13 protein-coding genes are annotated in these 14,093 nt (G+C 74.4%); 5 read left to right on the forward strand and 8 right to left on the reverse strand.

What is annotated here, in order from left to right:
- Positions 1-30 precede the first annotated feature (30 nt).
- Positions 31-981: a PAC2 family protein gene (locus tag AB0O82_RS15725; RefSeq protein WP_363583922.1), complete on the forward strand. Its 951-nt coding sequence runs from the start codon at positions 31-33 to the stop codon at positions 979-981.
- Positions 982-1,072: 91 nt separating this feature from the next.
- Here AB0O82_RS15725 and mshC read toward each other — a convergent pair whose 3' ends face one another.
- From mshC to AB0O82_RS15755, 6 genes are all read right to left on the reverse strand, one after another.
- The gene (gene mshC, locus AB0O82_RS15730; protein WP_363583924.1) at positions 1,073-2,302 is read right to left on the reverse strand and encodes a cysteine--1-D-myo-inosityl 2-amino-2-deoxy-alpha-D-glucopyranoside ligase; all 1,230 of its coding nucleotides are present in this window, start codon (positions 2,300-2,302) and stop codon (positions 1,073-1,075) included.
- A 306-nt stretch (positions 2,303-2,608) separates the two neighbouring features.
- Positions 2,609-3,460: a carbohydrate-binding protein gene (locus AB0O82_RS15735; RefSeq protein ID WP_350878004.1), complete on the reverse strand. Its 852-nt coding sequence runs from the start codon at positions 3,458-3,460 to the stop codon at positions 2,609-2,611.
- 131 nt (positions 3,461-3,591) lie between these two features.
- Positions 3,592-4,521 (reverse strand): AraC family transcriptional regulator, encoded by a 930-nt coding sequence (locus AB0O82_RS15740; protein ID WP_363583926.1) that lies wholly within the window; start codon positions 4,519-4,521, stop codon positions 3,592-3,594.
- 68 nt (positions 4,522-4,589) lie between these two features.
- Positions 4,590-5,375, reverse strand: coding sequence for an SCO1664 family protein (locus AB0O82_RS15745; RefSeq protein ID WP_363583970.1), 786 nt, complete (start codon positions 5,373-5,375; stop codon positions 4,590-4,592).
- Between the two features lie 56 nt (positions 5,376-5,431).
- On the reverse strand, positions 5,432-6,007 hold the full coding sequence (locus AB0O82_RS15750) for a DUF3090 domain-containing protein (protein WP_350878006.1): 576 nt from the start codon (positions 6,005-6,007) through the stop codon (positions 5,432-5,434).
- Between the two features lie 328 nt (positions 6,008-6,335).
- Positions 6,336-7,028, reverse strand: a complete 693-nt coding sequence (locus tag AB0O82_RS15755; protein WP_363583928.1) for an MSMEG_4193 family putative phosphomutase — start codon at positions 7,026-7,028, stop codon at positions 6,336-6,338.
- Between the two features lie 196 nt (positions 7,029-7,224).
- Between AB0O82_RS15755 and AB0O82_RS15760 the strand changes: the two genes are divergently transcribed.
- The gene (locus AB0O82_RS15760; RefSeq protein ID WP_363583930.1) at positions 7,225-8,208 is read left to right on the forward strand and encodes a magnesium and cobalt transport protein CorA; all 984 of its coding nucleotides are present in this window, start codon (positions 7,225-7,227) and stop codon (positions 8,206-8,208) included.
- A 23-nt stretch (positions 8,209-8,231) separates the two neighbouring features.
- Here the strand turns inward: AB0O82_RS15760 and AB0O82_RS15765 are convergent, their stop codons facing one another.
- Positions 8,232-9,278, reverse strand: coding sequence for an LLM class F420-dependent oxidoreductase (locus AB0O82_RS15765; RefSeq protein ID WP_363583931.1), 1,047 nt, complete (start codon positions 9,276-9,278; stop codon positions 8,232-8,234).
- Between the two features lie 251 nt (positions 9,279-9,529).
- Between AB0O82_RS15765 and AB0O82_RS15770 the strand changes: the two genes are divergently transcribed.
- On the forward strand, positions 9,530-10,510 hold the full coding sequence (locus tag AB0O82_RS15770; RefSeq protein ID WP_350878016.1) for an aldo/keto reductase: 981 nt from the start codon (positions 9,530-9,532) through the stop codon (positions 10,508-10,510).
- Between the two features lie 49 nt (positions 10,511-10,559).
- A complete protein-coding gene (locus AB0O82_RS15775; RefSeq protein WP_363583933.1) occupies positions 10,560-12,800 on the forward strand; it encodes a helix-hairpin-helix domain-containing protein in 2,241 nt (746 codons plus the stop codon).
- Between the two features lie 86 nt (positions 12,801-12,886).
- On the opposite strand, the gene AB0O82_RS15780 is transcribed toward AB0O82_RS15775, so the two are convergent.
- On the reverse strand, positions 12,887-13,492 hold the full coding sequence (locus AB0O82_RS15780) for a hypothetical protein (RefSeq protein ID WP_063346931.1): 606 nt from the start codon (positions 13,490-13,492) through the stop codon (positions 12,887-12,889).
- 366 nt (positions 13,493-13,858) lie between these two features.
- Between AB0O82_RS15780 and AB0O82_RS15785 the strand changes: the two genes are divergently transcribed.
- Positions 13,859-14,068 carry a DUF5703 family protein gene (locus tag AB0O82_RS15785; RefSeq protein WP_280681853.1) on the forward strand — a complete coding sequence of 70 codons (210 nt, stop codon included), beginning with the start codon at positions 13,859-13,861 and terminating at the stop codon, positions 14,066-14,068.
- Positions 14,069-14,093: the final 25 nt, after the last annotated feature.

Below are 14,093 nucleotides of genomic sequence, written 5' to 3' on the forward strand. Positions count from 1 at the left end.
GTTCGACCGCCGACCGGAGGGAGACGCTGGGTGATCGAGCTGGAAGATGTTCCCGAGTTGATCGACCCGGTGATGGTCTGCGCTTTCGAGGGCTGGAACGACGCGGGCGACGCCGCCTCCGCGGCCCTGGCACATCTGGACGACACCTGGGGCGGCAAGGTGATCGCCGCCCTAGACGCGGAGGACTACTACGACTTCCAGGTCAACCGGCCCACGGTCTGGCTGGACGGCGGCATCCGCCGGATCACCTGGCCGACCACCAGGCTCTCGGTGATCCGGGTGACCGAGCCGACCACCCGGGACGTCGTCCTGGTGCGCGGCATCGAGCCGAGCATGCGCTGGCGCTCGTTCTGCAACGAGCTGCTCGGCTTCGCGCACGAGCTCGGCATCGAGCTGGTGGTGATCCTGGGCGCGCTGCTCGGCGACACCCCGCACAGCCGCCCGGTGCCGGTCAGCGGGGTCACCTCCGACCCGGAGCTGGCCCGCCGGCTGGACCTGGAGGAGAGCCGCTACGAGGGCCCGACCGGCATCGTCGGGGTGCTCCAGGAGGCCTGCACGCACGCCGGGGTCCCGGCCGTGACACTCTGGGCGGCCGTGCCGCACTACGTCGCGCAGCCGCCGAACCCCAAGGCGACGCTGGCCCTGGTCAACAAGCTGGAGGACCTGCTGGACCTGCGCATCCCGCCGGGCGAGCTCGGCGAGGACGCCAGGGCCTGGCAGCTGGGCGTGGACCAGCTGGCCGCCGAGGACAGCGAGGTGGCCGAGTACGTCCAGCAGTTGGAGGAGGCGCAGGACACCGCGGAGCTGCCGGAGGCCTCCGGCGACGCGATCGCCCGCGAGTTCGAGCGCTACCTGCGCCGCCGGGAGAACGTCGGGCCGACCGGCGAGAAGCCGGTGGCCGGGCACGCCACGGCGGAGCGGCCGGCCGAGCCGGAGTCCCCGGGCTCGGCCCGGGAGAGCCAGGACGGCGACGAGGAGTAGCCGCCGCCCCGGGCCCGCCCCGGACAACGCCGAAGGGGCGTCAGGACGCGTGGTCCGGACGCCCCTTCGGCGTGTTGAGAGGAGGCAGGTCCTACAGCGCGACGCCGAGCAGGGCGTCCACGGTGCGGCTGACCAGGCCGGGCGCACCCATGTCGGTGCCGCCCCCGGCCTCCTGCTGCTCGGCCCAGCGGTCGACGGCGGCCAGCGCGGCGGGCGCGTCCAGGTCGTCCGCGAGCGCCGTACGGACCTCGTCGAGCAGCTGCTCGGCGGCCGGGCCGTCCGGCCGGGAGACCGCGGCCCGCCAGCGGGCGAGGCGCTCGACGGCCTCGTCCAGGGTCGCCTTGGTCCACTCCCAGTCCTCGCGGTAGTGGTGCGAAAGCAGCGCCAGGCGGATCGCCGCCGGGTCGACGCCCTCGCGGCGCAGTGCCGAGACGAAGACCAGGTTGCCGCGGGACTTGGACATCTTGTGGCCGTCCAGGCCGACCATGCCGGCGTGCACGTACGCCTTGGCGTACGGGTGGGCGCCGGTGGCGACCTGGGCGTGCGAGGCGCCCATCTCGTGGTGCGGGAAGGAGAGGTCGCTGCCGCCGCCCTGGATGTCGAAGGACATGCCGAGGTACTGCAGCGCGATGGCGACGCACTCGATGTGCCAGCCGGGGCGGCCGTGGCCGAGTTCGGTCTCCCAGGCGGGCTCGCCCGGGCGGGCGGCGAGCCAGAGCAGGGCGTCCAGCGGGTGGCGCTTGCCCGGGCGGTCCGGGTCTCCGCCGCGCTCGGCGAAGACCGGGCGCATGGCCTCCCGGTCGAGGCCGGAGACCTGGCCGAAGCGGGGGTCGGAGTCGACCGAGAAGTAGATGTCGCCGTCCACCTGGTAGGCGGCGCCGCTGGCGAGCAGCTTCTGGACCAGCGGGACGATCCACGGGATCGACTCGACGGCGCCGATGTAGTGGGCCGGCGGGAGCAGCCGCAGGGCGGTCATGTCCTCGCGGAACAGGGCCGTCTCGCGCTCGGCGAGGGCCACCCAGTCCTGACCGGTCTCGACCGCCCGGGCCAGCAGCGGGTCGTCCACGTCGGTGACGTTCTGGACGTACAGGACGTCGTGGCCGGCGTCCTTCCACACGCGCTGCACCAGGTCGAAGGCGTTGTAGGTGGCGGCGTGGCCCATGTGGGTCGCGTCGTAGGGGGTGATGCCGCAGACGTAGATCCGGGCGGTGCCGTCCTGCGGCACGACCTCACGGACCGTGCCCGCTGCGGTGTCGAAGATACGGAGGGGGAGCCCCTGACCAGGCAGGGCGGGAACCTCGGAGGCGGGCCAGGCATGCATGGAACCGACTTTAACCTTGCGAACATTTGAAAGCCTAACCAGTACACAAGATCGACTGGATTCGCTTCCTGTCATTGCCGGACCGCTTCCCGACTGATAAGGAACGGACCTTGACGGGACCGGCGTTGTTTCCGGCAGGCATGCGGCGGGCGTCGGGCGGGCTTCGGGCAGGCTTCGGGCAGGCGTTGGGCGGGCGTTGGGCGGGCTTTCAACAGGCTTCGGGCAGGCTTTCGGACACGGTTGAGCGCCCGGTCGACCCTGCCGCCGACCGGGCGCCCGGCACCCCGGGGGACGCGGCCGGAGCCGCTACGACCGCTGCCAGAGGGCCGGCACGTTCGGCGGCTCCCAGCCCACCATGGCGGTGTGCGCCTGGAGGCAGAGGTAGGAGGCGCCGGAGTAGGTGACGCGGTCGCCCGCGTTGTACGAGGCCCCGGGCTTCCAACTGCCGCTCGGCGGCGTGGGCGTTCCGGTGGGCGTTCCGGTGGGGGTTCCGGTCGGGGTGGCGGTGGGGGTCGGGCTCGGCGTGCCCGGGGTCTGCGGCACGTCCAGGACGAAGTCGTAGCTGCCCTCACGGCCCGGGCCGTTCTGGCGGACGTTCATCAGCAGCCGGGCGTCGTAGATGGTGTCCGTGCTGTTGCGCGGCTCGCCGGGGAAGTAGAGCTGGGTGGTGAGCACCGGGCGGCCGGGCGCCTGGAGCTTGACGTGGAGGTGCCGGGTGCGGCCCGGGTAGAGGCCGGGGACGATCGTGTCCAGCTTGAAGGCGCCGTTCGCGTCGGTGAACTGGTGGCCGCGGAAGGTGAACCCGGTGTTGTCGTAGGCGCCGTTGTCGTCGGCCTGCCAGAAGTCCAGCAGGACGCCGGAGATCGGTCGGCAGGCGCGGCCGAAGACGTAGCCGCTGACGGTCAGCCGGGTGCCGGGGCCGTCGTTGACCATGGAGCTGCGCAGTGGGGAGTTGGGCTTGAAGTAGGGGCCCTCGGTCTGCTCGATGGTGGGGTCGTCACCGTCGTGGCACTCGGGGGTGAGGCCGGGGGGCCGACCGGTGCCGGCCTGCTCGCGGGCCAGCGCGACGCCGCCGCCGACCAGCAGCGGGGCGGCGCCGAGCGCGGCGGCGGCCTTCAGGACGGTCTTGCGGCTGATCATGCCGTCGGGCGTGGGCATGCGCCCTCTCCTTCGGGTGGGGGGTGGGGTGGATGTGGGGGGCGGCCCTTGCCATGGTGGGGGCATGACAAGGGCCGAACCGGCCGCCCGTCCGCGCGCGCCGGACCGACCACCGGTGGCCACCAGCAAAGTTACGGGCAGTCCGGGGCCGCCGCGATGGACGCGATCCGGGGATCGTGGTGATTTCCGTCGACCCGGGCCCGGAACTCCCCCGGCGTCATCCCGGTCTCCCGCCGGAAGAAACGGCAGAAGTAGGCCGGGTCGGCGAAGCCCGCCTCCTTCGAAACCTGACGAATCGTCAGATCCGTGCAGGCCAGCAACCGTTTGGCCTCCAGGGTCTGCTGGCGCCGGATCAGCCCGCCCGGGGTGCGACCGGTGGCCTGCTTGACCAGGGTCTGCAAGTGGCCCGGCGAGACGCCGAGTTCCTGCGCACTGGACGCCACCGAGTGCCGCACCCCGCCCGGGCCGGCGATCAACCGGGTGAAGGCGGAGGCCAGTTCGGTCGGCCGGCCGGGCGGCGACGGCCGCTCCCCCGGCCGGCCGGCGCGCAGCGCCCGGACGATCAGGATGTGCAGACTGGCCCGCAGCACGCCCTGGTAGCCGGGCTGCCTGGAGCGGTACTCGTGTTCCATGTCGGCGAGCAACGCGCCCACCGGCCCGGCCTGTTCGCCGAGCCCGAGCGCGGGGCGGGTGGCCAGGGTGCGCAGCGCGGCGAGGTCCTGCGGGTTCCGGAGCAGGAAGTCCTCATTGAACAGGACGACCTGGCCGGTGAGTTCGTCCGCGTCCGACCAGTAGTGCACCTGGCCGGGCGTGATCACGCACAACTGCGGTGGCGCCAGCGGCCGGTGGACCAGGTCCAGGACGTGGGCGCCGCGGCCGCCGGTGACGTGGACGATCTCGTGGAACGAGTGCCGGTGCGGGAAGCCCGCCCGGGACAGCGGGCCGATCGTGTCGAAGCTCCCGATGGCGAACGGGAGCAGGTGCGGCAGCGGGACCTGTAGCCGGTGCAGCGGCAGGTCCGGCGTGGTACGGGGGGTGGGGGTGGTCCGTAACGCGTCCATCGGAGCAGTGTGCTGCCGGTTCGCGGACAGGTCCAGACCATCAGCCGGCCCGAACCGGTCCGCAGGCCCTAGACCGGCGGCCAGGGGATCGGGGGCCAGTCCTCGGAGGGCAGCGGGTGCCGGCCGGTGCGGCGCAGCCCGGCCACCCGGGCGCGGGTCGCCTCCAGTTCGGCGGCGGTCAGGTGCGGGGCGAGGCGCGCGGCCAGCTCGCCGTCCAGGCGCTCGGCGAGCCGGGTCAGCACCTCCAGCGCCTCGGCGGGCAGCGGCTCGCCGGCCCAGCCCCAGAGCAGGGTGCGCAGCTTGCCCTCGGTGTTGAAGGTGACGCCGTGGTCGATGCCGTAGACCCGGCCGTCGGCGGCCGGGATCAGGTGGCCGCCCTTGCGGTCGGCGTTGTTGAGCACCGCGTCCAGCACGGCGAGCCGGCGCAGCCGCTGGTCGTCGTGGTGCACCAGCAGCGCGGTGCGTCCCCCGCCGACCTCGGCCCGCACGATCGGCAGCCAGCCGTGCTCCGGGCCGCGCGGGTCCTGGAGGGCCAGCAGCGGCTCGGCCTGCGGATCCGGCTCGACCCACAGCTGCACCATCCCGGGCCCGTGCGGCCCGTCGCGCAGCACGGTCGGCGGCACCAGCGCCCAGCCGGTCGCGGCCGACACCTCGTACGCGGCGACCTCGCGGCCGGCCAGCGTGCCGTCCGGGAAGTCCCACAGCGGGCGCTCCCCGGCGACCGGCTTGTAGACGGCCTGCGCGCTCAGCGAACCGTGCGTGGCGGTGCAGTACAACGCGGCGTTGGACGCCTCGGTGAGGCGCCCGTGCACCGTCAACTCGCCCTCGCGCAGCAGCTCCAGCGCGGTGGGCACGTCGGCGGCGAGGGCGGCGGCGGCCGCCGGGTCCGCCTGGGGCGGGGTCTCGGTGTTCAGCGCCGGTAGCCGTTCGCGCGCGGGCACAGGTGGCCCTCCGGGTCGAGCGGCAGGTTGCAGAACGGGCAGGGCTTGCGGCCGGCCGAGACCAGGTCCAGCGCCCGCTTGGCGAACACCCGGGCCATCGCGCCGGACAGCCGCACCCGCAGCATGTCCGGACCGTTGTCGTCGTCCTCGAAGACCGCCGCGGCGCTGTCCTCGTCCTCGTCCTCCTCCACCTCGATCAGCGCCTGCGCCTCGACCACCAGACAGCCGTCCACGCTGTCCCAGGCCAGGGCCATGGTGCCGACCCGGAACTCCTGCTCCAGCGGCAGGTCCAGCGGTGCGGTGTCGAGCAGGTCCTGCGGGGCGGCGGCCGGGATGGAGACGTCGCCGCCGCTGCGCCGCAGCGCCTCGTCCAGGACCTCGTCGATCCGCTCGGCGAGCGCCGCCACCTGGGTCTTCTCCAGCAGGACGCTGGTGATCCGGCCCCGGGCGCTGGCTTGCAGGTAGAACGCCCGGGCGCCGGGCTGGCCGACGGTGCCGGCCACGAACCGTTCGGGCTGGTCGTAGAAGAAGACCTGACGGGGCACGCTCTCGCTCCGGATCGTGTCGGTCGTGGGGATCACAGGGATCGTTCGGACGTCATGGCTCGGGCTGCCGTACGGCGGCCCGGGCGCGGGCTCGCCACGCGGCGGGGCTCGTTAGTCACCCTACGACCTCCGGGCCCCCGCAGGGGAGCCGAGCCGCAGTGGCACCGGCCAGCTCAGGTGGTGCCGCCGGCCGCTGCGGAGCGGCGTGCGGCGGCGCTCCCGCCCACGTGATGCGGCTCCGGGCCGGGCGGCTCCGGTCAGGTCGGATGGCGCCGGTCGGACCAGGGTCGTACCAGGCGGGTCAGGCGGGTCAGGCGGGGCGACCGTCTCAGGTGGTGCCGCCGACCACCGCGTCGCCCGCCGGGGCGGCCGGGGCCGCGCCGGGCCTGGGCGCGAGCGAGCCGAGGTCGCCGGTGTCGCCCATCCTCAGGACGAAGGGCCGCTGCGGGGTGTAGCGGATCGCGGTGACCGAGCAGGGCTCGACGCTGATCCGCTGGAAGTGGTCCAGGTGCAGGCCGAGGGCGTCGGCCACCACCGCCTTGATCACGTCCCCGTGCGAGCAGGCGAGCCAGACCGCGTCCGCGCCGTGCTCGGCGGCGACCTTCTCGTTCCACTCCCGGACCGCACCGACCGTCCGGTGGCTCAGCTCGCGCAACGACTCCCCGCCGGGGAAGGCCGCGGCGGCCGCGTGGTCCTGCACGGTGCGCCAGAGCGGCTCCTTGGCCAGCTCGGCCAGCGGCCGACCGGTCCACTCGCCGTAGTGGCACTCGCCCAGCCGCTCGTCCTCGGCGGGCGGGCCCAGCTCGGGCCGGGCCGCCAGCAACGGCTCCAGGGTCTGCCGACAGCGCTCCAGCGGGCTGCTGACGGCCTGCACCAGCGGGATCCCCGCGAGCCGGCCGGCCAGCGCGGCGGCCTGCGCGCGCCCGGTGTCGTCGAGGTCCACGCCGGGCGTCCAACCGGCCAGGATTCCGGCGGTGTTCGCGGTCGAGCGGCCGTGGCGGACGAGCAGCAGGGTGGGCATGGGGCTCAGCCTACGGCCTCCGGGCGCGGGCGTGGAGTGTCGGTGCGAGCTGCGGCCGTCGGGTGCCGGCGCGGGGTGCGGGCGCGCAACGCGCGGGCGAGGTACGGGCCCTCCTGGGCCGCCGCCGGCACCGGCCCGCGAGGCCCTCCTGGCCCGGCTCCGCCCCGGGCACCCCTCCCCGGGCCACAATGGCCCGATGATCGTCCACTGCGCCAGCTACCACGACGGCCACCGGATCGAGGCCCCCGACGACCTCGCCGGCGCGCTCGCCGCCGCCCGCGCCGCCGGGCCCGGCGGCTTCGTCTGGATAGGCCTGTTCGAGCCCACCGCCGAGGAACTCAACCACGTCGGAAGGGAGTTCGCCCTGCACCCACTGGCCGTCGAGGACGCCGTCAGCGCCCACCAGCGCCCCAAGATCGAGCCGTACCAGGGCTCCCTGTTCGTCGCCCTCAAGACGCTCGGCTACCACCCCGGCGCCCACGCGGTGACCATCGGCGAGGTGATGGTCTTCCTCGGCGCGGACTTCGTGATGACCGTCCGGCACGGCGCCGACGCCCCGCTCTCCGGCCTGCGGGCCCGGCTGGAGAAGCAGCCCGAACTGCTGCGCTACGGGCCCAGCTCGGTGCTGCACTCGGTGTGCGACACCATCGTCGACGGCTACATGGAGGTAGCCACCGGGCTCCAGACCGACCTGGACGAACTGGAGGCGGACGTCTTCGCCCCCAACCGGGTCGGCCGCGACACCGCCGGCCGGATCTACGGCTACAAGCGCCAGGTGATGACCGTCCGCCGCGCCACCGGCCCGCTGCTGGAACCGACGCTGCGCCTGGCCCGCGGCGGCGAACCGTACATCCGCCCGGAGACCCTGCCCTACCTGCGGGACGTCGCCGACCACCTGGCCCGGGTGACCGACCAGGTCGACGGCATGGACCGGCTGCTGTCCGACATCCTCAACGCCAACCTGGCGCAGGTCAGCGTGCAGCAGAACAACGACATGCGGAAGATCTCGGCCTGGGCGGCACTGGCCGCCGTGCCGACGATGATCGCGGGCGTCTACGGGATGAACTTCGAGGACATGCCCGAACTGCACCAGCCCTGGGGGTACCCGGCGGTGCTGTCGCTGATGGTCGCGGTCTGCATAGTGCTGCACCGGGTGTTCAAGCGGCACGACTGGCTGTAGTGCCGCCCGACGGCCCCGGGCGGCTACGCCAGGCCGGCGCGCTCCAGGGCCTCGACGCCGGTGCGCAGCGCCTGGATCCGCTCGTCCAGGGTGAAGCCGGACGGGGCCAGGGTGAGCGTGGTGACGCCCGCGTCGGCGTAGGCCTGCATCCGGTCGGCGATCCGGGCGGTGTCGCCGATCAGCGAGGTGGCGTCGATCAGGTCGTGCGGGACGGCGGCCGCGGCGCCCGCGTAGTCCTTGGCCAGGTACTTCTCCTGGATCTCGTCGGCGGCCTGCTCGTAGCCCATCCGCCGGGCGAGCTGGTTGTAGAAGTTCTTCTCCTTGCTGCCCATGCCGCCGATGTACAGCGCGGCGTAGGAGCGCTGGGAGTCGACGCCGGCCGTGATGTCCTCGCCGACCGCGATGGTGACGGTCGGGCAGAGGTCGAAGCCGTCCAGGCCCTGCCCCGCCTTGGCGCGGCCGGCCTTCAGCGGGTCGAGGGAGAGCGCGGCGTGCTCGGGCGAGAAGAAGATGCCGAGCCAGCCGTCGGCGATCTCGCCGGTCTGCTCCAGGTTCTTCGGGCCGATCGCGGCGATGTACAGCGGGATGTGCTCGCGCACCGGGTGCACGGTGAGCTTGATCGGCTTGCCGGGGCCGCCGGGCAGCGGCAGCGTCCAGTGCGCGCCCTCGTGGACCAGCCGCTCGCGGGACATCGCCTTGCGGATGATCTCCACGTACTCGCGGGTGCGGGCGAGCGGCTTGTCGAACTTCACCCCGTACCAGCCCTCGGAGACCTGCGGGCCGGAGACGCCGAGGCCGAGCCGGAAGCGGCCGCCGGACAGCGTGTCCAGGGTCGCCGCGGTCATCGCGGTCATCGCCGGGGTGCGGGCGGGGATCTGGAAGATGGCCGAACCGACGTCGATCCGCTCGGTCTTCGCGGCGACGAAGCTCAGCACCGTCGCGGCGTCCGAGCCGTACGCCTCGGCCGCCCAGCACACCGAGTAGCCGAGCCGGTCCGCCTCCTGGGCCACGGCGATGTTGTCGGCGTCCATGCCGAGACCCCAGTAGCCGAGGTTGATTCCGAGTCGCATGTGCCGAACCTTCCAGTCGGTGAGGGTTGGTGGCGAGGGTAGCCGCGCACTCACCGGTCATGCTACTGACCGGTAGTGGTGGTCTGGGTCACACCCGCCGCCGCCCGGGCCCGGTGATCGTTCTGCGGGTCGCCACCCCTGCCCGGACACCGGCCGCTACGCTCAGCCGACGTGGGGAGCGCTCTCCCCACCTGCGCGTTCTCAGGGCTACCGGGGCGCCCGGTGCCACCGGCCAGTGGAGGGCCCGTCCGATGGAAAAGCGTCACCTCGGCCGTACCGGTCTCCAGGTCTCCCGGCTCGGCCTCGGCACCATGACCTGGGGCCGCGACACCGACGAACACGAGGCCGCCGAGCAGCTCAAGGAGTTCGTCGACGCCGGCGGGACCCTGCTCGACACCGCCGACGTGTACGCCGACGGCGGCGCCGAGTACCTGATCTCCCGGCTCACCGACAGCCTCATCCCCCGCTCCGAACTCGTCATCGCCACCAAGGCCGGCAGCGTGCCGGAGTCCGCCCGCCGCTTCGACGGCTCCCGCGGCCACCTCCTCGCCGCCCTCGACGCCTCGCTGCGCCGGCTCGGCACCGACTACGTCGACCTGTGGCAGGTGCACTCCTTCGACCCCATGACGCCCGTCGAGGAGACGCTCAGCGCCCTCGACATCGCCGTCTCCTCCGGGCGCGCCCGGTACGTCGGGGTCTGCGACTTCAGCGGCTGGCAGCTCGCCAAGGCCGCCACCTGGCAGCGCGCCCACCACGGGCGCACGCCGCTGGCCGGGGCCCAGCTGGAGTACTCACTGCTCCAGCGCGGCATCGAGCGCGAGGCGCTGCCCGCCGCGGCGGACGCCGGAGTCGGGCTGCTCGCCTCCTCGCCGCTCGGGCGCGGGGTGCTCACCGGCAAGTACCGGCACGGCGTCCCGCAGGACTCGCGCGGCGCCTCGCCGTACCTGTCCGGGTTCGTCCAGCCGTACCTCGGGGAGCGCTCGCGGCGGATCGTCGACGCCGTCGCCACGGCCGCCGACGGCCTCGCCAGCAGCCCGCTCGCGGTCGCCCTCGCCTGGGTCCGGGACCGGCCCGGAGTGGCGAGCGCGCTGGTCGGGGCCCGTACGGTGGCACAGCTGCAGGCGGCACTGTCGGTGGAGGCGCTTACGCTTCCGGGTGAGATCCGTGGTGCGCTGGACGACATCTCGTCGCCGGTGCACCGCTACCCGGACCAGGGGTGGAGCGAGCTGTAGCCCCCCTCGTTCAGCTGAACACGCAGTGGAGTGACCCTTGGAGCGGACGATGAGTGACACGGAGAACGGCGCTCCGGAGGAGACCTCGGCAGTCTCGGTGAGCCCGGCCGAGACGGCGAGCCCCGCGGAGACGGCGAGCCCGGCGGAGAAGGCGGCGGCGATCGCCGAGCTGGCGCAGCGGATCCGCAGTGTCGGCCCGCAGGCCGCACCGCCGGAGGGCGAGGGCCGGCCCGCGGCTCCCGAGGACGCCAAGGACGTTAAGGACGCCAAGGCCCCGGCCCCGGCCTCCGCGCAGCCCGACCAGCAGCGCGCGCAGGCCCTCAAGGACACCGCCGAGGTGCTGACCGCCGGGGGCGCCCCGGCCGATCTCGCGGCCGCCGCGGTGGCCGAGTTCGGCGACGGCGCCGCCGAACAGCTGCGCTCCGACCCGTGGGCCGTGCTGTCCCTGCCCGGCGTCCGCCCCGAGCACGCGGACGGCTTCGCCCGCGGCCTGCTCGGCCCCGCCGCCGGCCCCGGCGACCCGCGCCGCGCCCAGGCGCTGGTGCCGTGGCTGCTGGAGCAGGCGGCGCTGCGCGGCCACTCCGCCGTCGAGGTCGCCGAGATCGCGGCCGGGCTCGACCGCCACGGGCTGCCGGACTCGGCCGCGGCGATCCAGGCCGCCGTCCTGGACGGGCGCGCGATGCCGTTCCAGGAGGAGCTGACCGGTCCCGAGGCGCACGCGGCGGGCGGCGACGAGGACGAGGAGCCGCCGACCCGGACGCTGCTCGCCCTGGAGCGGCTCGCGCTGGCCGAGGAGAGCCTCGCGGACGGGCTGGTCCGGCTGATGTCGACCTTCGTGCCGGGCGAGGACCCGGAGCCGGGCGAGGACCCGGAGCCGGGCGAGGACCCGGAGCCGGGCGAGGAGGATCCGGAGGAGGACACGGCGGAGGACGCCGGGACGCCGGAGGACGCCGAGTCCGCGGCCGACTCCTCGCCGGCCTCCGACTCCGAGGCGGGCTCCGGCTCCGAGGCGGGCTCCGGCTCCGAGGCGGGCTCGGGCTCCGACTCGGGCGTGGCCCCCGCGGAGGCCACGGCGGAGGACGCTCCGCAGGCCCCCGCCGCGCCCGGCCCGACGGCGTGGGCGGCTGCCGGCGAGGCCGCGCCGTCCTCCTCCGCGACCGCCCTGATCCAGGCCGTCGCCGACAGCGCCCTGGTGCTGCACACCGGCGGCGAGGCCGCCCGCGCCGAACCCGCCGCGCTGCTGGCCGCTGCCGGCGGCCTCGGGCTGCGGGCCTGGGCCGCCACCTGGACCGACCAGGGCCGGGAGTCCTTCGCCGCGCTCACCGACACCCCGGCCGCCGTGATCACCCTCGCCGACCTGCTCTCCGGCGCCGCCGGGCCGGGCCGCGCCTCCGACGGCACGCTCGCCCTGGACGTCCTGGTCGTCCTCGACGCCCCGCTGCTGGACGTCGAACTGGCCGCCACCGTCCTGGAGTCGCTCGCCGACGGCACCCGGCTGGTGCTCAGCGGCGACCCCGGCCAGCTCTGGTCGGCCGGCCCCGGCCGGTTCTTCGCCGACCTGCTGGCCGCCAAGGTCTGCCCGGCGGTCGCCTCCCGCACCCCGGACTTCGGCCCGATCGGCGAGCTGGTTTCCGGCGTCGGCATCGGCGAGCTCCAGCCCGTCGAGGCGCCGGACAAGGAGGTGGTCATCCTGACCGCGAAGGACGGCGGCGAAGCCGTCCACCGCGCCCTCCAGCTGCTCACCGACTCCATCCCCCGCGCCCTCGGCATCCCCGCCGAGCAGGTGGTGCTGCTCACCCCCGGCCACGGCGGCCCGGCGGGCACCCGGGCGCTGAACGCCGCCGCGAAGGCCCGGCTCAACCCGGGGCCCGGCCGGTTCGGCGGCTTCGACCCGGGCGACCGGGTGGTCGACTCCCCGGCCCCCGGCGTCACCCGCCCGGCCCGGGTGCTGGACGGCGACGCCACCGGCCTGCACCTGGCGTACGCGGACGGCTCGCGCCGGACCGTCCCGCCCGCCCAGGTGGGCCGGCTGCGGCACGGCTGGGCGCTGACCGTCCACCAGGCACTCGGCCGCCGCTGGCCGGGCGCGGTCGTGGTGCTCCCGGAGGACGCCGGCCCGGCGCTCACCCGGCAGTGGGTCTACACCGCCTTCGGCCGCGGCGAGCGGCACCTGTCCGTGGTGCACGCGGCGGGCCCGGCGCTCGCCCAGGCCGTCACCGAGCGCCCGGCGCAGCCGCGCACCACCCGGCTGCGGGCGATCCTCGCCGAGAACGCCGCCTCGGCGTACTAGGTCCTGCGCGCCGGTCGGCGGAACGCGCGGAGGGCGGGCCCCCTACAGGTGGGGCCCGCCCTCCGGGTGTCCGCACGACGAACGGTTCAGTCGTCGGGGTCCTCGTCGTCGTAGACCTCGCTCACGTCGAACCGGCAGATCAGCATCTGCGGGTCGGCGTGCTCGAAGGGCTCCGGCAGCCACTCCCCCGGCTCGGTCGGCTCCGCCGCCGCGACCCAGAGCGTCGAGTCCGCCTCCTCCAGGCCGAACTCCTCGCTGCGGGCGGCGATCTCGTCCGGCTCGTACTCGCCGAACAGCACACCGATCGCGGCGTTCACCCCGCTGGTGCCGCCCCCGCCGGGGGTCAGCGACTCGTCGAGCCGCTCGGCCTGGGCGCGCAGCCGCTTGGGGTCGGCGACGTGGTAGTCGCGGCGGATCAGCACGCTGATCGCCTCCGGCTGTTCGGGGCCGTGGTAGCCGCCCGGACCCTCGTCCCCGGGGATCTCGAAGGGGGTGACCTCGTCGTAGACCTCGTAGAGGATCTGGTCGTAGGCGATGGCCGCCGTCGCGAGCTGCTCGTAGGCGGCGGACACAGCGGGATCATCCGCTGCGCTGGGGCTTGACACCGCTTCCAGATGACGGTCGATGGCGGCCTTGACCGCCTCGGCGGCGGCGCGTACCTCGGCAATGGTTGGCTGCGCGGCATCAGACATGGTGCAGACGCTATCTCCCCGCGGTGTCGGTACGCACAGCGGTTGTCACCTACACCCGCGATTTCACCGCAACTTCCCCCCTGATGTCCGATCCGCGTGGTTCTGTCCCCGCGCATGCCCGGCGCGAAGGGCGTGCGGCCGGGCCGCGCGGGGCCGATCGGGTGCCGCTTCGCGCGCCGGGATCGGGGTATCCCGTCCGGAGGAACAACGGGACTGATGCACTGTCAGTCGGGCTGGCGTGCCCCGGCCGGTCCGGGGCGTCCCACCGGGTCGGACGGACGGCCGGGAGGACGTCCGGAAATACCCGGGCCGACTGTCCGAGGCAGGTCGTAGGCTTGCGCGCAGGTGATCCTCAGGAGGAGCGTTTTGACCCCACCGAAGCCGGTCCGGCAACCGGAGTACGAGTACCAGTCGCTGCGCATGCCGCGTGGCACCACGCGCAACGCGGCACGCCAACTGCTCACCGAGCACGCCGAGTACGGGCACTGGGAGCTCGACCGGCTGAGGCTGTTCCCCGACGGGAGCCGGACGGTCCGGCTGCGGCGGCGGATCATCCGGCAGGTCCGGAGCTGGTGACGGGCGAGCGCGCCTGAACCCACCC

It is taken from the genome of Kitasatospora sp. NPDC088264 (assembly GCF_040685715.1).
Classification (GTDB): Bacteria; Actinomycetota; Actinomycetes; order Streptomycetales; family Streptomycetaceae; genus Kitasatospora.